The sequence below is a fragment of the Candidatus Rickettsiella viridis genome, from assembly GCF_003966755.1.
Lineage (GTDB): Bacteria > Pseudomonadota > Gammaproteobacteria > Diplorickettsiales > Diplorickettsiaceae > Rickettsiella_B > Rickettsiella_B viridis.
Genome location: NZ_AP018005.1, coordinates 1,029,378 through 1,053,353, shown reverse-complemented (window position 1 = coordinate 1,053,353; position 23,976 = coordinate 1,029,378). Strand labels below are relative to the sequence as shown.

General features: G+C 38.9%; 20 protein-coding genes. 10 read left to right on the top strand and 10 right to left on the bottom strand.

The features are described from left to right. The first annotated feature begins 88 nt into the window (after positions 1–88). The 3 genes from DMP02_RS04810 (at position 89) to DMP02_RS04800 (ending at position 3,595) form a co-directional block, all read left to right on the top strand. Entirely contained in the window at positions 89–1,384 is a 1,296-nt protein-coding gene (locus DMP02_RS04810) for a flavohemoglobin expression-modulating QEGLA motif protein (RefSeq protein WP_126322932.1), read from the top strand. A gap of 111 nt (positions 1,385–1,495) precedes the next feature. After that, positions 1,496–2,875: a hypothetical protein gene (locus tag DMP02_RS04805; RefSeq protein WP_126322930.1), complete on the top strand. Its 1,380-nt coding sequence runs from the start codon at positions 1,496–1,498 to the stop codon at positions 2,873–2,875. A gap of 63 nt (positions 2,876–2,938) precedes the next feature. After that, positions 2,939–3,595 carry an endonuclease III domain-containing protein gene (locus DMP02_RS04800; protein ID WP_126322928.1) on the top strand — a complete coding sequence of 219 codons (657 nt, stop codon included), beginning with the start codon at positions 2,939–2,941 and terminating at the stop codon, positions 3,593–3,595. Here DMP02_RS04800 and DMP02_RS04795 read toward each other — a convergent pair. The 4 genes from DMP02_RS04795 to rpoH all read right to left on the bottom strand — a co-directional run bounded on the left by DMP02_RS04795 (position 3,577) and on the right by rpoH (position 5,898). Further along, positions 3,577–3,882: a DUF3579 domain-containing protein gene (locus tag DMP02_RS04795; RefSeq protein WP_126322927.1), complete on the bottom strand. Its 306-nt coding sequence runs from the start codon at positions 3,880–3,882 to the stop codon at positions 3,577–3,579. The genes DMP02_RS04800 and DMP02_RS04795 overlap by 19 nt on opposite strands. 306 nt (positions 3,883–4,188) lie before the next feature. Continuing rightward, positions 4,189–4,833, bottom strand: coding sequence for a CYTH domain-containing protein (locus DMP02_RS04790; RefSeq protein WP_126322926.1), 645 nt, complete (start codon positions 4,831–4,833; stop codon positions 4,189–4,191). A gap of 16 nt (positions 4,834–4,849) precedes the next feature. Beyond that, a complete protein-coding gene (locus DMP02_RS07235) occupies positions 4,850–5,026 on the bottom strand; it encodes a CBU_0585 family protein (RefSeq protein ID WP_172593983.1) in 177 nt (58 codons plus the stop codon). Then, the gene (gene rpoH, locus DMP02_RS04785; protein WP_331855843.1) at positions 5,023–5,898 is read right to left on the bottom strand and encodes an RNA polymerase sigma factor RpoH; all 876 of its coding nucleotides are present in this window, start codon (positions 5,896–5,898) and stop codon (positions 5,023–5,025) included. The genes DMP02_RS07235 and rpoH overlap by 4 nt, the downstream gene beginning before the upstream one ends. Before the next feature lie 362 nt (positions 5,899–6,260). Here rpoH and ispG point away from each other — a divergent pair, with 362 nt between their 5' ends. From ispG to DMP02_RS04765, 4 genes are all read left to right on the top strand, one after another. Beyond that, positions 6,261–7,556, top strand: coding sequence for a flavodoxin-dependent (E)-4-hydroxy-3-methylbut-2-enyl-diphosphate synthase (ispG, locus tag DMP02_RS04780; protein WP_126322924.1), 1,296 nt, complete (start codon positions 6,261–6,263; stop codon positions 7,554–7,556). A gap of 8 nt (positions 7,557–7,564) precedes the next feature. Continuing rightward, complete coding sequence (locus DMP02_RS04775; protein ID WP_126322923.1) at positions 7,565–8,740, top strand: L,D-transpeptidase family protein; 1,176 nt, start codon at positions 7,565–7,567, stop codon at positions 8,738–8,740. Between the two features lie 71 nt (positions 8,741–8,811). After that, positions 8,812–9,108 (top strand): BrnT family toxin, encoded by a 297-nt coding sequence (locus DMP02_RS04770; RefSeq protein WP_172593982.1) that lies wholly within the window; start codon positions 8,812–8,814, stop codon positions 9,106–9,108. Beyond that, positions 9,101–9,391 carry a hypothetical protein gene (locus DMP02_RS04765; protein WP_126322921.1) on the top strand — a complete coding sequence of 97 codons (291 nt, stop codon included), beginning with the start codon at positions 9,101–9,103 and terminating at the stop codon, positions 9,389–9,391. Before DMP02_RS04770 ends, DMP02_RS04765 begins: the two co-directional genes overlap by 8 nt. A 62-nt stretch (positions 9,392–9,453) precedes the next feature. On the opposite strand, the gene DMP02_RS04760 is transcribed toward DMP02_RS04765, so the two are convergent. After that, positions 9,454–9,825: an Mth938-like domain-containing protein gene (locus DMP02_RS04760; RefSeq protein WP_126322920.1), complete on the bottom strand. Its 372-nt coding sequence runs from the start codon at positions 9,823–9,825 to the stop codon at positions 9,454–9,456. 200 nt (positions 9,826–10,025) lie between these two features. On the opposite strand from DMP02_RS04760, the gene recJ reads away from it, so the two are divergent. Beyond that, positions 10,026–11,756, top strand: a complete 1,731-nt coding sequence (recJ, locus tag DMP02_RS04755; protein ID WP_126322919.1) for a single-stranded-DNA-specific exonuclease RecJ — start codon at positions 10,026–10,028, stop codon at positions 11,754–11,756. 181 nt (positions 11,757–11,937) lie between these two features. Here recJ and DMP02_RS04750 read toward each other — a convergent pair whose 3' ends face one another. Beyond that, a complete protein-coding gene (locus DMP02_RS04750) occupies positions 11,938–12,189 on the bottom strand; it encodes a hypothetical protein (protein ID WP_126322918.1) in 252 nt (83 codons plus the stop codon). 117 nt (positions 12,190–12,306) lie between these two features. Between DMP02_RS04750 and dusA the strand changes: the two genes are divergently transcribed. After that, on the top strand, positions 12,307–13,320 hold the full coding sequence (gene dusA / locus DMP02_RS04745; protein ID WP_126322917.1) for a tRNA dihydrouridine(20/20a) synthase DusA: 1,014 nt from the start codon (positions 12,307–12,309) through the stop codon (positions 13,318–13,320). Positions 13,321–13,330: 10 nt separating this feature from the next. Here dusA and DMP02_RS04740 read toward each other — a convergent pair whose 3' ends face one another. Both DMP02_RS04740 and DMP02_RS04735 read right to left on the bottom strand, forming a co-directional pair. Then, positions 13,331–19,702, bottom strand: coding sequence for an AAA family ATPase (locus DMP02_RS04740; protein WP_126322916.1), 6,372 nt, complete (start codon positions 19,700–19,702; stop codon positions 13,331–13,333). Positions 19,703–19,953: 251 nt separating this feature from the next. Then, positions 19,954–20,421 carry a hypothetical protein gene (locus tag DMP02_RS04735; protein ID WP_126322915.1) on the bottom strand — a complete coding sequence of 156 codons (468 nt, stop codon included), beginning with the start codon at positions 20,419–20,421 and terminating at the stop codon, positions 19,954–19,956. A 198-nt stretch (positions 20,422–20,619) separates the two neighbouring features. Between DMP02_RS04735 and DMP02_RS04730 the strand changes: the two genes are divergently transcribed. Then, the gene (locus DMP02_RS04730; protein ID WP_126322914.1) at positions 20,620–21,984 is read left to right on the top strand and encodes a glycosyltransferase family 88 protein; all 1,365 of its coding nucleotides are present in this window, start codon (positions 20,620–20,622) and stop codon (positions 21,982–21,984) included. Positions 21,985–22,015: 31 nt separating this feature from the next. On the opposite strand, the gene DMP02_RS04725 is transcribed toward DMP02_RS04730, so the two are convergent. Then, entirely contained in the window at positions 22,016–23,575 is a 1,560-nt protein-coding gene (locus tag DMP02_RS04725; RefSeq protein ID WP_126322913.1) for a phosphoethanolamine transferase, read from the bottom strand. Beyond that, a complete protein-coding gene (locus DMP02_RS04720) occupies positions 23,566–23,907 on the bottom strand; it encodes a diacylglycerol kinase (protein ID WP_126322912.1) in 342 nt (113 codons plus the stop codon). Before DMP02_RS04720 ends, DMP02_RS04725 begins: the two co-directional genes overlap by 10 nt. Positions 23,908–23,976: the final 69 nt, after the last annotated feature.

Sequence of the window (23,976 nt, the reverse complement as noted above, 5' to 3'; positions counted from 1 at the left end):
AGTGCTTTGCAGTGATGGCATAAATAGGCTTAACTAATAGTCTCTGATCCTTATTTATCAGGGGTAGTTGCTTCTTTGGAGACATGCTATGGGAAATTATAAAAAAGATGGTCATCTTACACTACGCCTATTATCAGATCGTATTGTTAAAGCACAGCAGCCTATTCGTATTTTAGATAGTATTAAGTGGGGCGGTGAAATACAACAGGCGTTTTTTGCAAAAAAATGTAAAGAATTACCGCCAGTGGATAGCGATTATTATCAAAAAAATAAATTTTCATTTGATTTTGATGAAAAGCGCGAAGAATTTCAAATGCTAGAACGCGATATTAGTCGTCAAGTCGGCCAATTTAGCTCAGTCGGTAGCATTATGTTACGCATGTGTAGAGAATATCGCTATGTATTACGTTTTTTAGAAGCTCGCGGTACGGCAGCGTTTAGTGGCTTATCTCAAGAGCTTTATGGTAGTGCTGATGATGCTTTTTATGTGAATGCACCGCGTTTAAAAGATCTAGCAAAAATAGTCTCTTCAGCGCTGGATAATATCAAAGATAAAATAACCAATGAATTCGATGAAAAAAAATATACCAGTGCACAAGCCGCAAAAATCCTCAATGAACGGTTATCGCATTATTTTGTCAATTCCAATCTAGCGAATCGTGTTAAGGTCAGTGATGGTATTGTTGCCGATGCCGCTGCCGGATCAGAATGGATAAAAATACGTAAAGATGCACTTTTTAGTGAACGTGATTTAAAAATTTTAGAGGTTCATGAAGGGTGGGTGCATATGGGAACCACGCTGAATGGCTTGCAGCAACCTATTTGCACTTTTTTAAGTAAAGGCCCTCCTTCTTCAACGGTTACACAAGAAGGATTGGCCATTATTATGGAAATTTTTCATTTTGTTTCTTCACCGTTACGGATTAAAAAATTGACGGATAGAGTGAGTGCGATAGCGATGGCTGAAGAAGGTGCTAACTTTCTGGAGGTTTTTAATTTTTTTCAATCGCAGCATTACAGTGATGAGGATAGTTATAAAAGCTCGGTGCGTATTTTTCGCGGTAGTTTGCCGGATAAAGGGCCTTTTACCAAAGATTTGGTTTATAGCAAGGGCTTTATTTTAATCTATAACTATCTACGTTTAGCAGTACAAGAAGGTTTAGTAGAAAGAATTCCCCTGTTATTTGTAGGCAAAACCAGTTTAGAAGATCAGCGTTTGTTATCTCACCTCTATGAAGAAAAATTGATTATTGCGCCGCAATATATTCCTCATCAGCTTAAAGACTTAGCCGCTTTAAGTTGTTGGATGTGTTATTCGCTGTTTCTAAATAAGTTAGATCTGGAGATGATTGCGGTTGATTACCGTAATATTTTAGAGGGTTAATATATCATGTCCATTTTATATTTTAATTAATATTTTATTTAATAAAACATTAATTTTTTTTATTTATTATAAATTCTCATACTTATCGTATTTTTATTATGGGAGTTTAAAATGCCAGTCATTAAAAATAACAATAATAGATCCAATGCGAACCCTGAGCCAACTTCTGAGCCTAGACCGATTTTTTATCGAGATTACCTCAAATTAATGCACGCTATTCATTCACAAAATTTGCACAAAGTAATGGAGGCTGTAAAAAATACAAGTTATTTAAGATTTATTATTAATTATCGTGATCCCGAGAGACATTTTGAGACGCCTTTGCGCTTTGCTCTTGCTGCAAGTAAGGGAAATTGTTCAGGTGCGTTAATTGAATTTCTGATGAGTCAGACTGCAAATACACGGATGGTTGATGAGTTTGGTGTAACACCTTATCAGTTTGGAGCCAAACACTGCAGAAATTGGTTAGAAGTTGAAGAAATTTTTGATCATGCTTTGTCACGCGGCGATACCATTATTACAGTAGCGCCTGTTATTGATGCTACAACATCATTAATACCGTATAAAGCAAAATCTCCTTATGAATATCATCTTGTCATTCATATACCGATGAGCCTTTTTAAAGGAACTTTTACAGCACTTAGTCGATTTATATTTGAAAAATTGCAAAAACATTCTTTATTTGCTCGCCGACATTCAACTTTGTTTTTTGTGGCTCAATCCGTGACGGAATCTATGTTGATGTCTACGATGAATCTACTTTATTTTCCCAGTATCAAAGGGACGATGAGTAATTTGAATGTATTGGCATCAGGTGCTACCTATTTTAGTATGGATTTAGCATTAACGTTTAGTTTTAGTTTAATTAATTCAAAGTTACAGCCGTTACTGGATGGCGGCGGTGAAAAAGAGAGTAGGGTGCGGTGGGCTTCAAAAAAGCTTACTTCATCAGTTCTTTTTACCTTATTTTTTTTATTAAGTAATCTCAGTATTATTTTAGGGGAAAAATTTCAAGATCATAAAGTAGAAGCAGTATTGAATATTTTTTTTAATGCCATTGTCGCTTCTTTTATACACCAGGTGGCTTATGCAGGGGTTAATTCTATAACGAATTGGTTGGTTGAAAAAAGTGAGCAAGCTTCTGCTCCGCCAGAAATTGAGTTGCAAAAATCCATACCATTTTCGGTGATGAATCCTTTAGCTGAAAAGGAAGAAAGCCCTATTTATCAGAACGTCGGATTAAATCGTTGTTTGCCTCTTGATGCTAGTTTTGATAGTGGTCATTCTTCAGGTTATTCCAGCTCTTTGACAGAGAGTATAGAAGGGCCCCCAATGGACAAAAAACCAGAAGTTAAACCAAAGCCTTTTTTTGCAAATAGGGGGAGTCCTTTGTTTTTAATGCAGGCAGCGATTGAGGAAAAATCAGAGCCGGTGTATGAAGTGCCAGTGTACAAAGTGCCTTCAAGCCAGACTCTAGTATCTCGGAGATAAAAAAAGTTAGTTGTGTTATAAGAAAAAACTAAACTTTTACTTAGTTTTTTCTTATTTACGCTCATGGCTTTCACATTCTCAGAACTTTATCAACGCTTACTAAAGCGGTATGGTCGTCAATCTTGGTGGCCTGCGAATCATCCTTTTGAAGTGATGGTGGGCGCTATTCTGACGCAAAATACCAATTGGTCGAATGTAGAAAAAGCCTTAGCAAATTTGCAGCAAAAAATTAACTTAGATGCTGAAAGTATTCTAAATCTTGCTCAAGAGGAATTAGAAGCTTGTTTAAACTCTTCGGGTTATTTCCGAATAAAGACGCAGCGCTTACAATTTTATTGTCGTTGGTATCTAGCGCAAGGTGGTTATCAGGCATTGCAACAATTAAGCACGCAAAAATTGCGTCAGTTATTGCTTGCAGTGCATGGCATAGGTCCAGAAACAGCAGACGATATTTTATTATATGCGTTTGACCGTCCTGTTTTTGTCATTGATACGTATACTCGGCGTTTACTCATACGGTTACAAATGATAAAGGGAGATGAACATTATGAAGTTTTACAACGCTTATTTGAAGAAAATTTACCGAAGCGAGTCGATTTATATAAGCAATTCCATGCTTTGATTATCGTGCATGCGAAACAGTGTGGCCGTAAAAAGAATAAATCTGAATGTGAGATATGTTTGTTAACTGAGCGTGGTGCTTATTCAGCGTCTTCGTAGGATTCATGAATTTTTAAGCGATTTTCACCAGCAAATTTCATAATACACTCAAATACATCGGGCTTGGTTTCTTTAAGCCGGGGATCGAGTACCAGGCATTTTGCATGGGTTTCGTTATTTACGCTAGGGCGTAGTTGGGGAGAGTAGGCGATGCGTCGATTTTCAAAGCTGGCTAGACATCCGCACATCCGTTCCGCCCAGTCACTGGGTCGAAATGTTTCACCACTTTCTGTGATCCCTTCAATGATGATTCGTTTTTCTTTCGTGTGTTTAATTGTTTCTAACATAAGTTTTTAAATTCTTATAAAGTATATTTATACTCTTCGCACTAGAATTTTTGGCTGTGTTGCCGCTCAATTCGCAATCCTCATGTATCATCTATACACTCCGGTTGCTCATTTTCGCGGCGCCTTGCCGAAAACCCCATTGCTGTGAGTATATCTTACAGGAATAATCCTTGTTTCACTAGGTATACTCTTTGCACTAGAATTTTCGGCTGTGTTCCCGCTTAATTCGCAATCCTCATGTATGTTTGTATACACTGCGGTTGCTTCAATTCGTAACCTTATTGCATTCCAATATACTGCGGATACTTATTTTTGCGGCAACTTGCCGAAAACCCCATTGCTGTGAGTATAAAGCTTATAGCCTCTTTCTGCTTTACTGCGTGTTTCTAGGGTTAATGGAATCGTTTGTTTTAGCAGTGTAGCGATTTTTTCGATCTGTTGGGCATCGCCTTGTTTTAATTCTAGCTCAATTTCGTGCAAAGGCATGTGTTGCGTGGCCGTCCTAACCGTACCTTGATCCAGGACAAGTTCAATTTTTGTACCATCCTCTGTTTCCAAATTCCATTGGGTTCGGTTAAATCGTGTATGAAATAATTCTATTAGGGGTTGCTTACCCATGATGGTTTCTAATTTTTTAGAGACTTCTTTGTCTTTAAAGGCGTGGATATTAGGCGATGCATCTTCTATCGGTTGATCCCATTCATGTCTATGCTGTAGCTCACCCAACTGTTTGCCCGCGGTTTTTAAGGTTTGTATCGTGCGACCTTCTGCTTCTCGAATGCGTAGTGAGAGTCCTTGTTTCCATAAGCATAAATCCGGCGTATCAAAATAACGGCTGATTAATTCTTCAGAAACCGGGTGAACGTTTTTTAAAAGGGAATGATTAAAAAGTAATGCTATATGGGCGGGGTTTGCATCAATACTTAATTTAAGTTCAATTTCGAGAAACATAGCAAGTGCCGCAATATTAGGATTGGTTTATTATTTTTGTATCGCGTTGTTGGTATAACGCCTGATAGTTTTCTATTTCTTTTTGTTGCGACAGTGATTTGTTTGGATTTTTTTTATCGAATTGAGTTAAAAAGCTATCGGTTTCACTAATATATTTTTTATCGGCTTTGAGGCCATTGATAATGGATGTCATATGATACTCTCTATTGCAATACGTAGTTCTTTTATGGCTTTTTGTTCAAGTTGGCGTACACGTTCGGCAGAAACCTGATAACGATTCGCTAATTCTTGTAAAGTAGCTTTAGGTTGAGCCAGCCAGCGCTCTCTAATAATGGATTGGGAACGAGGATCTAATTGCGCCAGTGCTTGATAGAGATTGCTTTGGCTAGATTCTGCAGAGTCGCTCGCTTCTAATAAGCGTGCTGGATCGTAACGCTTATCTTCAAAATGCGTACCGAGTAACGGATAAGTGTTAGCGTGGGAATCTGAATCGTCATCGTTCCCAATATCTAAGCTCATATCGTGAGAGGCTAAACGCGATTCCATTTCACGTACTGTTTCTGGTTTTACACCGAGATCCTGTGCAACCTGCTCAATTTCTTTTTGATTAAACCAGCCTAGACGCATTTTCATTTTACGCAGATTAAAGAATAATTTGCGTTGTGCTTTGGTGGTGGCAATTTTGACGATACGCCAATTTTTCAGAATAAACTCTTGAATTTCAGCTTTAATCCAATGCACAGCGAAAGAAATAAGTCGTACACCGACTTTAGGATCAAAGCGTTTAACTGCTTTCATTAAGCCGATATTACCTTCCTGAATCAGGTCGGCGAGGGCAAGCCCATATCCGGTGTAGGTTTGTGCAATATGCACGACGAATCGTAGATTAGAAATGACCAGTTTTTTGGCGGCGTTGAGGTCGTGGTCCGTATAATAGCGTTCAGCTAATTCGGTTTCTTCCTGGGTGGTTAACACGGGGATTTGTTTAAGCCTAGCAATATAGGCATCGGTACTGCTGATTGGAAGGGCAGTCGTATAAAGTGTTTGTAAGTGTGTGTTATTCAATGGGGCCTCCATCTCTCGGGTATGTCGTCATTTAGCACGATGATGGCCACAAAACGAGTGTTTTCTGTGTTTCGTTACTCACATACCTCAAGTATGCTGCGTTACGATACTCGAAAACACGCGCCTTCTGGCTCACCCTCGTTTAATGACAACACACCCTTGCTTTCGAATTGTCTTCAGCCGTTCATTTGACCTGATAATGTGCTAGAGTATAACGCAATCTGTTTCTTATTTCACCTGTTTAATACACTAAATAGAGAGGTTTCCTCACTGACAGCTATGTATGAATACTCTTTTAATATACTCACAGAAATTGGGGTTTCGGCAAGGCGCCGCGAAAATGAAGCAACTGGAGTGTATATATGATACATGAGGATTGCGAATTGAGCGGCAACACCGCCGAAAATCCAATTTCTAAGAGTATAAAACGCCGTATCAGTACGGCAGTGAAGGTTGGATCGGTCTTGGTAGGTGGTGGAGCCCCTATTGTTGTCCAATCGATGACCAATACCGATACCGCGAATGCCCCGGCCACCGTCCAGCAAATTATTGAATTAGCGATAGCGGGGTCTGAAATGGTCCGGATTACCGTCAATACGGAAGAGGCAGCCCAACAGGTACCCTTTATTCGTGACCGGGTTCGCGCCGCGGGTTGTTCGGTCCCCCTTATTGGCGACTTCCATTACAATGGCCATCGTTTGCTACGCGATTACCCGGCTTGTGCAGAAGCCTTAGATAAATACCGTATTAACCCCGGGAATGTAGGTTATGGTGAAAAACGTGATATCCAATTTACTCAACTCATCGAAATAGCGCTAAAGCACAATAAAGCGGTTCGCATCGGTGTGAATTGGGGGAGTTTGGATCACGATCTGAGTGCCAGACAAATGGATAAAAATGCGCAGGCATTGCACCCACTGTCCGCTAATGAAGTATTGCGTGAGACGCTAGTCTTATCCGCATTAACCAGTGCGGCTTTAGCTGAAAAAATAGGCCTACCGGCTAATCGCATTGTTTTATCGTGTAAAGTCAGTCGTGTTCAGGATCTGATTGCCATCCATCGGATGCTCGCCAAGCGTTGTAATTATGCGATTCACTTGGGTTTGACGGAAGCCGGTATGGGTTCCAAAGGGGTTGTGGCTAGCACAGCGGCCTTGGCGGTTTTGTTGCAGGAAGGGATTGGTGACACGATTCGTGCGTCGCTGACACCCGAGCCAGGCGGCGACCGAATGCATGAAGTGAAAGTCTGCCAACAAATTCTGCAATCGATGGGTCTTCGTGCTTTTACGCCCTCGGTTTCGGCTTGCCCGGGTTGTGGCCGTACCACCAGTACCTATTTCCAACAGTTAGCGAATGAAATAGAAGCTTATATTAAAATACGCATGCCTGTTTGGCGTCAGCAGTACCAAGGGGTAGAAAATTTATCGTTAGCCGTCATGGGATGTATTGTGAATGGCCCGGGTGAAAGCAAACATGCCAATATCGGTATTAGTTTGCCAGGTACAGGCGAAAATCCTATTGCGCCGGTGTTTGAAGATGGTCGGAAAACAGCGACTTTGCGTGGTGATGATATTGCTAATCAATTTCAAAAAATTGTAGAAGCGTATATAGAAACGCATTACCTTAAATTAAATGCTCATAAAATAGCGAGTGAGTAAAGTATTTTATGAGTATTAAAAGGCAGCTTATTTACTTAGGATTATTTGGCTTTTTTTCTGTAGCAAGTGCGGCGGAATCAAATAATAATCCGGCCTATCAACGTTTAGAAAAAATGTTAGCGCTTTATCAAGCAGCGGTTCAACATCCGTGGCCACGACTCAATACGGATCAAACCTTAAGCGTAGGTATGCAGGGCCCGGATGTGGTAGTGCTACGTCAGCGTTTGTGTGCGACGCATGATTTATCTCCAACCGTATGCAATCAACAGGCAAATAATGCGCTTTTTGATGAAAAAATAGAAGAAGGCGTAGAGTTTTTTCAGGAAAGGCATGGTTTGATAGCGGATGGCGATGTGGGTAAGTTGACGAGAGAAGCACTGAATGTTTCGCCTGAGCAACGTGTGCATCAAATTCAAATTAATTTACAGCGTTGGTCACGTTTAATGGCATTAGCTGAACCGGCTTATATTTGGATTAATATTCCTGATCATTATCTTCGTCTTATCAAAGACCATCATGCTATTTTAGAGGCACGCATTATTGTGGGGACACCGTCACGACAGACGCCAGAAATTAATTCAAAAGTAACACGTATTATATTAAATCCTTATTGGACAGTTCCGCCTGGTATTGCGCGCAACGATGTTATTCCGCAGATTATAAAAAACCAAGATTATTTACGGCAGCATCGTATGCGGGTATTTTCGGCTAATCGACCGAATAAAGCCTTGGATCCCGATGAGGTCGATTGGTTGGCCGCACAAAAAAACCCTTCACGTATTATTTTACGTCAGGATCCCGGTCCACATAATGCATTAGGACAGATTAAGTTTGAATTTTCTAATCCGCATATGATTTATCTGCATGATACGCCCTCTAAGCATTTGTTTGATGCAGAGCGACGTTTATTTAGTTCAGGTTGTATACGTATGGAAGATCCGTTTGATTTGTTGGAAGCCTTAGCGGAATTTGATCCTTCGATTAAACAAACAGAATCACAAATAGAGACAACCTTAGAATCAGGACAGACAGTAAGCCTACGCTTAAAGCAAGCGATTCCCATCCATTTGACGTACATCACTGCCTGGGTTGATAAATCAGGTGTGTTACATTTGTGGGATGATGTTTACTCGCGCGATCCGAAAATTTCTGCAACTCAAAAAGAATTAGCGCCAGTGGTTTAAAAGTAGATCCTTAAAGTTGATATATGGGATATAATAGGCTACTTTTGTCTCCAAAATGGTTAGGAAAAACTTTGAAAAGTAAGATTATTTACCGTTTTGACCCAGAAAAAAATACTTTATTGATTAATAAAAGGGGTATTAGTTTCGAGGAGATTATTTCCATATTAGAAGCAACTGGCCCTATTGATGTAATTAGTCATCCTAATATAAAAAAATATCCTAAACAAGAAATGTACGTTATAGAGATAGATTCATATATTTATTTGGTTCCTTTTGTTAGGGAAAAAAACTCGATTTTTTTAAAAACAGTTTTTCCAAGTAGAAAGGCAACTAAAAAATATCTAAGCGAGGTAATTAAATATGTCTAAAAAAAGACAGCCGATTTTTGATTTAGACGAAGAAGAGCAAGAGCTATCTGATTCGTTTGATCGTGAAGAATGGAAAAGTACTAATCATTTAAAAAAAGAAGTTAGTTTGGCTAAAAAAACTGCAGCGAACTATTTTCGAGAAAAAGAAAAAATTAGTATTAGAGTCCAAACAGGTGATATGGATGTTATCAGAAAAATGGCCGCAGAACGTGGGTTAAGACCTCATACTTACATTGCTAGCGTACTACACCAGCTAGCAGCAGGCCATATCCATACTAAATAGGATTTTTAATGCCTAGAAAGTGAATATTTAATCCCAATTCTTAGGGCAAAAGATTAAAGGCTTTAGCATATTAATAAAGCAGCAGCTACTTTACGCTCTTCTGACATTAATACGGCATAAGTGCGACAGGCTGCTGCGGTATCCATGATTTCTATACCAATTTTTTTTTCGTAGAAATCGGCTAACAGAGCAGGATTAGGAAAAGCTAAATGGCGCCCGGTACCGAGTAATACAATTTCTGGATTTAAATCAAACAGCAACAGAAAATGTGTTGTATTTAACTCAGTTAAGGATTGTGGCAACCAAGGATCAATCAGTTTATTTGCTGTAACGATAACACTATGATCCACTTTTTCGTCATTAATTTGAATAAAGCCGTCACCATATCCGCGTATATGATATTGACCTTCACCGGTATCTAGATTTAATTCCATAAACTTATACTCTTAGCACTTGAATTTTTGTCTGCGTTCCCACTCAACTCGCAATCCTCATGTATTTTGTATACACTCCGGTTGCTTCGTTTTCGTGGCGCCTTGCCAAAAATCCCATTGCTTTGAGTATATACTGATTCTAGTTAAGCGAATCATTATACTGCTAGCCTATAGGGATAGGAAATTTTAAAAAATATCACATGCAAAAAACACGCGTACGTCGTTCAACAGATAAGGTTGCTTTTTTAGAAGGGTTACATCCGATTTTAGCCAGGGTGTATGCGGCTAGAGGGGTTCAATCGCCGGCTGAGTTAGATTATCGTTTAAGTCAGTTATTACATTATCAAGCATTAAAAGGTATTGAAGAAGCCGCTTCGATCTTAGCGACGGCTTTAATGCAACAGCAACGACTACTGGTGGTAGGTGATTTTGATAGTGATGGTGCAACCAGCAGTGCATTAGCCGTGAGTGCACTGCGAAGCTTTGCTGCTCAGAATGTAGATTACTTAGTGCCGAATCGATTTGAATATGGCTATGGTTTAACACCCGAAATTGTCGCGGTTGCCATCCATACTAAAAAACCGGATCTGATTATAACGGTAGATAATGGTATTTCCAGTTATGAAGGCGTAGCCGCCGCTAAAAAAGCCGGTGTAAAGGTGATTGTTACCGATCATCATTTGCCTGGTTTATCTTTACCCGATGCGGATGCCATTGTTAATCCACAACAAGCGGGTGATCAGTTTACAAGTAAAAACCTAGCTGGTGTGGGTGTTATTTTTTATGTGATGCTGGCGCTACGCCATGCATTGCGAGAACGACGATGGTTTAATCCAAGCACACGGCCTGAACCGAATATGTTGCAATTCCTCGATTTGGTGGCGTTGGGAACGGTGGCTGATTTAGTGGCGCTGGATCATAATAATCGCTTAATGGTTTATCAAGGGTTACAGTGGATTAAAGCAGGCAAAGCGAGGCCCGGTATTTATGCATTACTCAAACTCGCAAAACGTGAAGTGGATCAATTGGTTGCCAGTGATTTTGGTTTTGGTGTTGCGCCACGTTTAAATGCAGCGGGTCGTTTAGCGGATATGTCATTGGGTGTGGCCTGTTTACTGGCTAACGATGCCAATGAGGCTTATGAAGCGGCTTTAAAACTCAGTGTATTAAATGAAGAGCGACGTACGATTGAAGAGGGAATGCGGCGCGAAGCGTTTGTTGCATTAGATAAACTCATTGAGCAAAAACCCTTAGAAAATGGGATATGTTTGTTTGATGCGAATTGGCACCAAGGTATTATTGGCTTGCTGGCTTCCCGTATCGTCGAACGTTTACATAGGCCTAGTATTATTTTTGCGCCGAGTCAGCAGGGCGATGAAATAAAGGGTTCTGCACGTTCTATACCCGGTGTGCATATTCGTAATGTCTTAGAAGCGATTGCCACGCGTGAACCCCAATTGATTGCTAAGTTTGGTGGCCATGCCATGGCAGCGGGTTTGACCTTACGACGCGATGCTTTAAATCGTTTTTCAGCGGCTTTTCAATCAGAGTTAGCACATCATTTGGATGAGGATATTTTACAAGGGAAATGTTATACCGATGGTGAATTAGATCATCAGGATTTCTCTTTAGATTTAGCCGAAACATTGCGTTACCAAGGTGGGCCTTGGGGGCAAGGATTTCCGGAGCCGCTGTTTGAAGGTCGATTTAATGTATTGGCGCAGCGATTAGTGGGGAATAAACATTTAAAAATGACGCTCAATCTTATGGAATCGAGCCAGCAATTTGAAGCAATTGCGTTTAATGTTAACCTGAGTGATTGGCCTAATCATAGAGCAGAGCAGATTATGATAACTTACCGTTTAAGCGTGAATTATTATCAGGGTAGAAAGCGACTGCAATTGATAGTAGAAACACTAGAAGCCGAATAAGAAAAAGGCCAGCAAACTGGCCTTTTTTCAAAGCGTATTAAAAACGTTTTTAATACTCACAGCAATGGGATTTTCGGCAAGGCGCCGTGAGAACGAAGCAACCGCAGTGTATACAACATACATGAGGATTGCGAGTCGAACGGGAACGCCGCCGAAAATTCAAGTGCGAAGAGTATAGTTTTTATTTAGCTTCTGTAGTATTAGCTGTGCTTAATTTGCTAAGATCAGCATCTTTTGCAGTGTTAGCCGCTAAAGCGTCCTTTTGTCCTTTTTTCTGAACAGCTTCCTTTTTAGCAGGTGTTACTGCTGATTTTTCAACTGTAGTAACTGAAGAAGGCTGGCTCGTCGCATTAATAGCTTCGTCTGCAGCAAAGGCAGGGATAGCTAATACGGCAGTAGTTAAGCCTAATACAAGAGCTTGTTTCAATTTCATGACGAAGGACTCCAATTTATTATAAGAATTGTAAGCATGACTTTTTGTGTAAAAAGACATGTGGCGTTATCATACCCAGTAAAAAACGCAGTGTGAAGACCTTTTTAGAAAAAAAATATGCTAAAACAGCCAAAACAGCTTATAAATCCTTTTATGGTTGCGCCGATGATGGGCTGGACAACGCGTCATTATCGCTATTTTATGCGGCTTATTTCGCAAGAAGTCACACTGTATACGGAAATGATCACGACCGGCGCGCTGTTAAATAATTCAGATCATGACCGTTTCTTGGCTTTCCATGCTAGTGAACAACCCTTAGCCCTGCAACTGGGTGGTAGTGTTGCTGCAGAATTAGCGCAAGCAGCAAAAATAGCGCAACGCTACGGTTATACCGAGATTAACCTGAATGTAGGGTGCCCAAGCGATAGAGTACAATCGGGTTGTTTTGGTGCGGTATTGATGAAGGATATTCATCATCTGGCTGAATGTATTGCGGCTATGAAAGCGGCTGTGCCGCTTTCCATCACCGTAAAAACCCGTATCGGTGTAGATGATTATGAGAGTTATGAGTATTTAGCCGAGTTGATTCAAACAGTGAGCGCAGCGGGATGTAAGACCTTTATTATTCACGCGAGAAAAGCGTGGTTAAAAGGTTTAAGCCCTAAAGAAAATCGCGAAGTGCCACCTTTAAATTATGAATGGGTTTATCAAATTAAACGCGATTTTCCAGAGTTAGCGATTGTTATCAATGGCGGTATTAAAAATTTAGCGGAGGCACGTGATCATTTGCGTTATGTGGATGGTGTGATGATAGGGCGAGCGGCGTGGCATACCCCTTATATGTTTAGAGAACTTGAGCGTGTTGAGCGGGAAGATAGCGTGGATGATCGTATCGCTATTGTTCAAAAATATAGTGATTATGCACAAGCGGCTTTTATGCGCGGTGAAAGCCTTTCGCATTTATTACAGCCGTTATTCGGTTTATTTCATGGTATTACAGGTGCTAGACAATGGCGTGGCCAATTAACACAGGCGATACAAATGAATGTAGCACCTGCGGTTGTGTTGCGAGAAATGTTAGTCAATATGGCTGATAATAAGCGCCTTATTAGTCCGGAACTAAGCAAATAAGCCCATGTTTTTATAGGCTAGACCTATGCGTGTTACTCATTGCCAAATTTATTTTGGCCTCTGTTTTTTTCTCTAACTCCGCAATCAAGCAAGCACTCGTTGTTTTCGGTCTGAAGGGAGCAAAAACACACCAGAACACTTTTTTTAAAGTGTTATTTCTATATTCCTTTAAAATACTTATTAAGTTAGGGTTCTGAATTTTCTCTTTGAATTCTGTCAGTTTTTCTAGGTTAGTTTCATCTAAATTTTTTAATGCTTTATATAAATCACCGAGAATTTTAGCTTTCTGCTTAGAAAGACTATCATTTTTTTTATCTAATATTAATCGATAGCGATTTATTCTAGTTGATAAATCATTAAAAGAATTCGTAACGCTATCTTGAGCAAGCCGCGCAGCAACTATCTGTTGCTTTTCAGCTATCCGTTGCTCTTCAATTATCTGTTGCTGTTGCTCTTCAGCTATCCGCCGCTCTTCAATTATCCGTTGCTGCTGCTCTTTAGCTATCCGTTGCTCTTCAATTATCTGTTGCTGTTGCTCTTCAGCTATTCGCCGCTCTTCAATTATCCATTTATTGGCACTTTCTAACCTATCGGTTTGAATAGGTCCGGTCTCTTTCATTAAATCTCTAGGTGTTTCTTTTAAAGCCGCGTTAGACGTTTTTTTGTTGTTCTCCTCATATGCCTGCACTCGATCTTTTGCCGCATTTCCATCCATTCCTTTACAAATGAGTATAGCTTGCAACTCTTCTGTGCGGTAAGGCTTGACCTCGACTTTATGAAATCGATTTTGAAGCGCCTTGGATAGAGGGCTACGATTAGCAAAGTTGATCGGATTTTGGGTTCCTATGACTAAAAAACCTGGCTTCTCTGCTTCTTTACCCTCTAAATCAACACCGCTCATCAGCGCGTTGAGAAGGTTTTCTATCGGCGCAGTGTTAAGTTCATCTATTAAAACAATAGCGCCTTCATGAAAGGCCTTGGTCAAGGTATCCTTAACTTCTGCCATATCTGTCAACGTTAAATAATAATAACGTTTAGCAGGTTCAGTGGCGGTTTTTTGGTAGCCGTGCTTTTCGAGCAACGCCATCACTAAGGCACTTTTACCCACACCTGACGCACCTTCTAGCAATATACCTTTAAGACCCAGCTTATGAATTGAAGGTTGTTCTTTTTGTTTCTCACGTATTGCCAATTGATATTCTAGCAGTTCTAGTGTCCGTTGACGGCTGGCTGGTACCACATAGTTGTTTCCTAAAAGTGTTAACCCTTCTTCTTTATGGCCAGGGCGTAGCTCACGATAGCTTTTTTCATTTTGTTTAAACTTACTTTTCCACTCCGCTCGCAATGCTTTAGGCAAATAGGGTTTAACTTCATCGTAAAGCGATAAAAAGGCTCGTTGCATGGATGTTAGTTCAGGATAGTTCTGCCCATGATTAGCAAAGCGTAACACCATCATTTGTAAATTACGTAGCGTTAAGAATTGTTTGTTTTGAGTATCTTTAGGTAAATCACGATAAGTTTTTAAAAAAAGCGTTATAATTTGTTCTTTTTCTTTACTTAATAACTCTAATGAATAAGCCTGATGAACTTGATCGAGTAATTGATTTAGAATATTTTTTAAAAATGTATCAGACCAATCCTTCAATACCAACCCGTGACCATGTTGTTGAAAAAATCGATGCGTTTGTCTACCCTCAAAATCTAAAAAATTACCACAAAAAATAACTTTATGTTGAGGCGTCAATGTACAAATTTCACCTTTTATCAAGATGGAAGGTGGATCATCAAATAAACCTTCAAAAATATCAAAAGTGCCTTCCTTACTTAAATTAGCTTCATCTATAAATAAAATATGTATGCTATTAGCAGCCGGTTCCTTCGCCCAACGTCCAATTTCATCCATTCCTACAGTTAATTCGAGTGTCTGATCTTCTTCTCTTTTATAAGCGTCCTTTAATTTTTCAAACACCAGTGTACTTTTTCCAATGCCTGAGGGTCCCATTAAAAAAGTATAGGGCGCATTAGCTAACGCGCTTTTTATTTTTTCTAGGCGTTTAGTTTCTTCGTAAGCAGCAGCCTCTGTAGTCGTCAATTCTGGGTTCTGTTTCGATTTTTTTATTTCAGTCTTCGTTCTACTCGTATTGAAGTCCTTAGAAAACATAGCCAGTGTTTTTAATGGATTATCAGTTTCTGGTTTTTCTTTTAATCGCTCAGCCATGGTTTTTAACTGCGCAAAACTGAATGTTTCTAGGATTTCTGTTTGATCAGCGAAGCGTTGCTTAATTTTTTCTACGCTCTCTTCTAGGGGTTTATTTTCTTCTTGTAAAAGTGCTAGACGTTCTTGTGCTGTGACGGAATGGGCTTGATACAGGTTAGTTTTATTAAGGTATGCAAACGCATTAGGTTGTTCTGTCACTAACATCACTTGACTCGTACTAACAAGCCGTTGTTCTCCATTGACCATTAAAAAAGGTTGTGCTGCAAAAAGACTGGATAGATTGCTAGCTAATTCCGGTGAAAATTGTCCTTTAATAAGAATAGAACGGCCTTCTTCTATTGCTTTTAATAGCGCACCTTCTTTCGTGCGCATTAAGGGTAATAGCATTGATGCATCTTTAACGCCGGTATCAGATTCTTGCTGCAGTGAACACACTAATTCTTGGTAGCTTGTTTGTGCATCAATAGAAATTATCTGAAGATGCTTGTTTTCCTTCTGTATTTTTTTTGCCGTAAAATTTGCATCTGAACTAAAATGGCAGGTATAAGGGGGGTGTAAAATATTTTTAGAAGTAGAATCTGTTAACGTTGAGAAAGTAGTTGGTAGTATTTCTGTCTTCATCTCCTCAGGTAGTTTCACATTATCGGCTAATATCAGCTTAAGCTGACAGTTGTGTTTCTGCGCAGCAGCGCACAAGCTTGCCCAAGTGCCTACGGATAGCTCTTGTGTCACATAGAGACGCATGGATTGGCCGGCATATTTTTCTAAAAGACCAGGCTTTTCCGTAAAAATGTGCGTTTTATTACAATAACTATATTGTTGCAGTAACCCCTCTATTGTAAAAGGGCTCAACACATAATCGTAATCGTTGCTTTGTGGATTAGCAATAATTTGCAAGGGTTGCTCAAAGCAATATTTGGGATTAGTCAATTCCCAGCTAAACTTCTCAGGCAATGTAACACTTTCACCATTGATATCAATGTATCTATTTCTGACTAAATCAGCAAAAAAGCGTTGACACTCTGTGTTATCAAGCGGTGCATGAATAATTTGTACGTTTCTACCTTCTTTCCACGCTTGTTGAAAAATACCTGTTTTATAAATAAAGGGCGGATTCGTTTTACCTGAAGGGCTTAATCGACCGATTAATCGTTCTTTCCAATCAAAAACATTATCGTAAAGATCGATGACTAAGGGAGAAGAAGTACTATCGTTATTCTCCTCTAGAGTATCATTTTGTTCGGGGGCTAAAGCAATCGATTGCTGTGTAGGGGTTGTTTTCCACTCCTGTCTAATAGAAAATCTTGATACAACATCTTCACCCATTTGCTGACTGGTATCTTTATCCATCGCCGCTAATATAAGGACGCCTTCAGGTATAGCAATATTTCTTAGTTGACGAAAATCATCATACAAGGAATTAAATCCCACATCAGTCATTTGAAAGCGATCGTAGTTTATCAACAAAATATCGCCTGGCTGAAGTTGCTTTAATTTTCGAATAAAGTCACTATCCATAATGTTAATGCCTGTTTTAGTCACCTGTACTGTTTGGGTAGTCAAGTCTCTAAAACTGGGGAGATAAAGAATCTTTTGCCCCGGCACGCGTTTATTAACATGAAGTCCCTCATAAAAAAGCTCAATGCTTTCCTGATGAGGAAAGACCAGCATAGCTTGTTGTTTGTTGGGCTTATAAGTTTCTAACTTTGTGTAAAAAAGGTTCAAATCTTCGGTAAATTTGTCAACGATTAACGGTTTCGATAGTGCTTTTTCCTGTTCACTTTGCTTGATTTCATTTTCCGGTAGCATTTGCAACGGTTTTTTGTTTACTTTAGTGGGATAACCACCTAAATCGCATTTAATCCACTTTTCTTCATGGGCTACTTCAATGAACGCATGTGCAGCATTGGTTATCACGCGTGCCTTGATGTTAAATGCCTTGGCTAAGGCTAAAAACAAATAAGCACGATGTCTACAGGCACCCACTTTTTTTTCTAAAAGACGATTAAAGCCCGTATAATCGTGCATACATGGATCATCTTGAGGCGTAATTTTCTTTTCTTTATCTATTCCAAATTTTTTTAGCGCATTAATTAATAAAGAGATAAGTACGGTTTTGTCTTGCTGAATGAGTTGCTGATAAGCAGAATTATCTTGCAGTGAACCATCTGCATTAAAACAGAGTTGGTTTATTGACTTCAATAAACCTTTTTGCTTGCGAGATAATTTAAATTTATCATTTGAACTGATTGATGTTTTAGGAATCCTGAGTTTATATTCGATTTTTACAGATTCTTCTTTTGAGCTATTATTAGCGCTAAGTCGCATGAAATACTGATCCGAATTGCTTGCACGAGCAAATTCCAATTCGCTCTGAGCTCGGTAAGCGAGCAACTCCTCATCTGCTGATAAAGAAGGTAATGGTGTCCAATCTGAGCTATTCAAGCGCGCTACCATTTGTCCTGTAATACATGTATTGTCCTTGTCATTAGCAAATGGCGCTAAATCATGTACCTTTGCAGGCTGTTGGTTTAATCGTTCCGGTGATGTCTTGATAGCTTCTAATGCTAAATATCCATTTTTATTCTTAACTATAGTGTCAGAAACAAACAGGCGATAAGAGGAAACCGCTATATTTTTCCCAAAATAAGTTTGTGCAGTTAACTCCGCATCACTGAATGCAGTGTCAACATCGAGCTTGTTCGCACCGGAAGAGGGACCTGCTATAGCTTCATCGTCCTTAGTTTGTGCGGTTAACCACGCATCACTTAAAATAGTCCTTAGATCGCTTAACATAGTGTCAATATCAAGCTCGGGCGCACCGGAAGAGGGACCTGCTATAGCTTCATCTTCCCTAGTTTGTTCAGTTAACCCCGTATCATTTAACGTAGTCTCAACATCAAGCTTGCGCTCACCGGAAGAGGAACCTGCTATAGCTTCATCTTTCCTAGCTTGTGCGAGTAACTCCGCATCACTATCAAACTTGATCGTACCGGAATTTTTTCCCATCGAAAAAAGAGGATTTAGGCTTGAGTACCTATCGCTTATTAAGCCATCAGAAATAGGATTAATTTCAGAGGAGTGAGTTTGTGATGTATTCTTCTGCGCATAGTTTCTTATACCTAAATCGATATTTTCTAATGTTAACAAAGGGCAATGACTTAAAAAGTTCTCCCGTACAGCTGTGTCAAGCTCAAGAGCGCCATATATCGTAAGTTTTCTCAGCTCAGAAAAAGTTAAACCTTTTAATAATTTATTAGGATCTAATTTGAATGTCCTCATCTTAAAATAAGAATTATATTCAAAATTGAATAGGAGGCTTTCACACTGAGGGCAACTGTTTAAAAATTTATTTAATACGGTTTCATCAATGCTAATAGGGCCCGCTACCAGAAATCTTCTTAAGCTTGGAAATGTTACGTTTCTAAATATTTCACTGCAATCAACTATTTTTCCTGTTGAGTATCTAAAATCAATCTTCAGAGTGTTAAGCTGAGGAAGACGCTTTGATATTTTGACTAATAGATCATCTAGATCAAGGGCATATTGATTTATGTTTTTCAGATACAATTTAGTTATCGTAGAATTTTGCCCTAAAAATTCAAAAAATTGCACGAGTGGCAACGAAAATGTGCGAAAGTCAACCTCCAAACTGTTTAGCGCAAAAGTTTGCGCTCCAATATGTTCCTTCATGGCGTAAAAATCAAGAATACAAACTTGGCTACGCGCTACCCCTTGCTCAGCCATGAGTTCCATAATTGTAGAAATAGGAGGGACCACCTCATTAGCATGTCTAATAGATTGCTTTATGCTATAATCATTATCATTAATACATGATAATGATGCATGGTGCTCCGTGTCCAACACAAAAACCCATACCTTAAACCCTGCGTCCACAAGAGATTCAATGTAATTTTTATATTTATCACGGAATTCATTTAAGGTGCGGTTCCCATAAATATTGCTTAAAAAAGGATAAATCCAATCGGTTAAGACAAGGTGCTTTTTTGCTTTATCGCTGTTTTGGTAAGCATTTTTTACAAAACAATCCGATTTACCCTCAATAAATCGCTGAGGGTCTATACGGCCACTACTGGGTATTTCAGTATATTCTTGCCCTGCAATAAGGCTTCGATGATAGAATTCGTCGGGAAATTTTAGCATACGATAATATCAGTTTTTAAAGCTATATTTTAAATGCAAATAATTAGGGTATCCTTAACGTGTTGTTGCGCAAAAGAACGTTCCGCTGCAGGGGCAAAAATAAAAATTAGGCTAACGTAGGGATAAGGTAGGTAGAAAAAGGGGTCGTCATTTAACACAGGCGATACAGATGAATGCAGCGCTTGCGGTTGTGTTGCGAGAAATGTTAGTCAATATAGCGGATAATAAGCACGTTTAAGCTATAAAATGATTTATTTTTTTAAGTAATACAAATTAAATTGACAATCTTCAACATCATCAGATTCACAATCGTAACGGTTATCTCTTTCCCTACCTTTTGTATCTGTATGCTTTTTCCAAGCTTCTGAGTCAGCTGCAATCGTGGCAACTTTAGTTTTTAAATTCTGCACTAAAGCAAGACTTTTAAAAGTAGGATTTTTAGTAGAGGCGTCTTTTATTAAATATAAGCAGGCACTTATTTTACCATATCGTACGCCCTTTACTGGTTCACTAGGGTTCATAAATGTGGCACCTGCAAAAGCAATGGGTTTTTCTGCTAATGCAAAATCGCCATCTTGATCGATAAAGTCAATTTTGCCAGAAGCATTCGTTCTTTGTTCAAACTCTTCTGAAGCAGGGCAAGTGCCTGCTTTTGCGGTTAAGTTAAACGCTAGCAGCGGGGCTATTATAGCCACCGTAATTAAACTTTTTATTTTCATCTAAATTTACTCCATTAAAATTATTAAATTTACAAACCATTAAATAATATCTGTATAAGATTTTTTTGTGCAGCTAATAGCCATACTAAATATTGAAACACAAGAAATAATTGCACTAGAATAAGAAGCAGCTGTCTAAATGCATCACAATTAAAAATTTAAACGCCAAGAAATTAATAACAGTAGGTACTTTCTGCAATGACTTATACTTTTAACCCGCACCGACACGTCAAAATTTGGTTAACTAAGGATCCCGATAGTTTTTTGAATCTTGAGAATCAAATACGGCTTGTAAATATGCGGAGTGTGAATCAATACGATGAGATTCATTTGATTTATGATCGCAGCTTGCTATCTGAGAAGGCGTTTAATGATTTAACTAAATTTTGTGAAAAGCATCATATCCTGAGTCATGATGTACAGCAGAACATTATTCCTTTTTGTCAGAGCGTAGAAGAAAAACGCTTAATTACGATCTATCAAGACGAAATTCAACATTTGAATGAAGCGGGAAATGTAGCGGTTGCTAGTGACATATTGCGATGGTTGAAACCTATCTACACATTAGGTACGTATAGTGATTTCGATACTAACATTGATACCCGTCATCTACCCTCTAGTATGGAAGTAAAACAAAATATTTTATTCAATATGGGAAGTGTCGTTGTTTCTGGTCACTTTCAGCAGCAGGAATATGAGCTACTGCAACTAAACAATGACATCATTGCTGTGGTTGATCCAGAAACAGCAGAACCTACTATCAAACAAATACAATGTTCATTGTATGAAGCTTGTTATAAACCACAGTCGTCTGAAGATTCGCCATTTTCTGCTTATGTAGCTTGGGATAAAGAGGGTGTTGAGAAATTAGGACTAGTGTTTCCGCAGTCAATACAACATCAGTATCTTACAGTGCTAGCTAAGATAGCGGAAAAAAGAACTAGTCGTGAATTGCGCGTAGAAATAATTCGTCAAACGGAAAATAATCAGATTTTTTGTAAGGAGATGGCTAAAATGGCAGTGTGTGATGTTGCTATTGGGATAAGGGAAGCTTTAGTGAGAGTAATGGAGGATAGAGAGTTACCTGAAAAACTCATTAGGGAAAGTAAAAAGAAGTTAGCCATGTCGGATGAAGATCTTGTAGCAAGCAGTCGTGAAACTTGCCAGTCTAAGTTACTAAAATTGAGTGTTACCCATACAACTGGTCCGGGCGGATTATTGGTAATATTATTTTCGCCTATCTATGAGGTGTCATCTGTGGAATTTACTGATACCATAATTCCTTATGGATTATGTCATTATGGATTAGAGAAGGCTTTCCAATCAGGTCAACATCTCGCTTTTCATTCAACACCAGCGGCCTATTCTCAGTTGATGAGATCAGAGATAGGAGAAAAGAATGATTGTTCTTGGTTGAGTCGAGGTCAAGCTTTAGTACAGAAACGGGAAGCTAGAATTAAGAAAGCGGCTAGCATTATCCAACAATTTTATAGGGAAAATAAACTTAAAAATCAAATGGTCGATGTTGCTGACAATGTACGTAATGGTTTAAAGATTTCTTGATGTGGAGGTTCGGGTAGCAACAAGTCCTTCTTTATTTTTTAATAGGATTTAAAGGTAATGTATCAATATCTTTCTGTGTTTTATTGTCCATCAAAATGACCTTAGTCTGATTTTTACAGGGTTCATTTGACAGGTAGTTGCACGTGGTTTCTAAACCTTGCGCATGAATACCTATCCATTGTGAGAAGAGGAAAGGAAAGTTAAGTGCAGAACGATAGGCCGTTATTGTTCTTTTATGTGTGTCATCGGAGGAAATAATAAACATCGGAACACGATAATTTTGCTGATATTTATCACTGTGCTCTAAAAAACCTTTTCTTAAAGCGAGCCCATGATCGGCAAAATACATCATGGACCAGCTATTTCCACTCGATTTTGCTAGTGAGGCAATGCTTTTTAATAAAGTATCAGTATTTTGAATACTTTGGATATAGCAGGATAGCTCTTTGGAGTGGAAATAAACATTAAACTGGTTTTTTGTTCTTTGGCAAGCCGGAGGATGAGAGCCAATAAGATGAATGACGATTAACTTCGGTTTGTGTAGGGTTGAGCTATTGAGTGCAGATTGAATAAAAGGCAATAATGCGCTATCACTCGCATTTTTAAAGCGTGCTAAATCCTTGGATTGTAAAAATAGTGATGTATTAGCATTTTTTCCAATACCACTAATTGGTGTATCAAATTCGCCAAGATAACCCTGATTAGAAATCCACCAGGTATAAAAGCCACTTTTTTTGGCTAGGTTGATAATATTATTTTGCAGTTGTAATTCGTTATTCGGATGTTCGGCTAAGGTATGTGTTAAAGAGATGACGGTAGCGGGACCAGCCGATAAATAATTGTCGAAAAAAAGCCCGTTGGATTGGCTGGCAAAGGGCGTGTTGTTAATGGCAAAGCCATAATTGTGCATTAAATCTTTTCGTACACTTTCACCAATAACCAGAATATATGTTTGGTATTTTAGATGTGCAGAGACATTTTTCCAGCTATCTTTTTTACTTAATATTTCTTTGAATTCTTTATATTGTTTACTAACAAAATAGCTATTGTGGTATGCAGTTAATAAAAATTTTACGGGGGTAATGCCTATTCCGGATAAATCTAGTTCACCTTCTTGTAATGCTCTTTTTAGTGGCATAAAGAAGGTGCTTATTAACACAAAGGCTACGATAAATTTATTAGCTTTTATAGCGAGGTTTTCAGGTAGTTTGGCTATAAAAGCCCACAGAATAATAATTAGAACACTGCCTATATAATAAATAATAGGGATGCTACCTAATAAACCTACTGCTTCACCTCTATTGGTATAAAATGCGGCAGTAATGACAGTGTAATTAGGATCACCAAAAATTTGTCCGATAGGAAAATAGAAGGCGGCAAGCAAGGCGAAAAGAAGTGTAATGGCTAGATAAAGCTGTCGATTATATTTTAAAATTAACAGTAAAAGAAAAAATAGTGCAAATGAATGGACAATACCGAGCGAATATCCAAAAGAAGCATCAATGATGATAGAAAATAGAAGTAGTATCACGTAGTGTCGCTTATTGGGCAGATCAACAGTGGCAGAATAGAGCTGTCTTATTATTTCCATAGGATGGAAACCCAGGTGAAGATAGCCAGTAGTAGCGTCAGGAATACGGCTGCAGAGCCTATATCTTTGGCTTGACCTGATAGCACATGGTGCTCGGTGCCAATGCGATCGACTATTTTTTCTATCGCGCTATTGATGATTTCAGCAATTAAAACAAGTCCTATGGAAGCAATCAGCAGCAGACGTTCTACCTTGCTCACATCGATGTATAAGGTAACAATGATTACCACCAATAAAAGCAGGCATTCCAGACGAAATGCGGGCTCATGTCGCCAGATAGTGGCTAACCCTTGGAGAGAGCATCGGGTGGCTTTAATAAGACGGGAAAACATTTTTTATTATAATTTTTGTTATGGCTATCAATTATATCGTTCGACGCATATATAATATTAGCAGGCGGA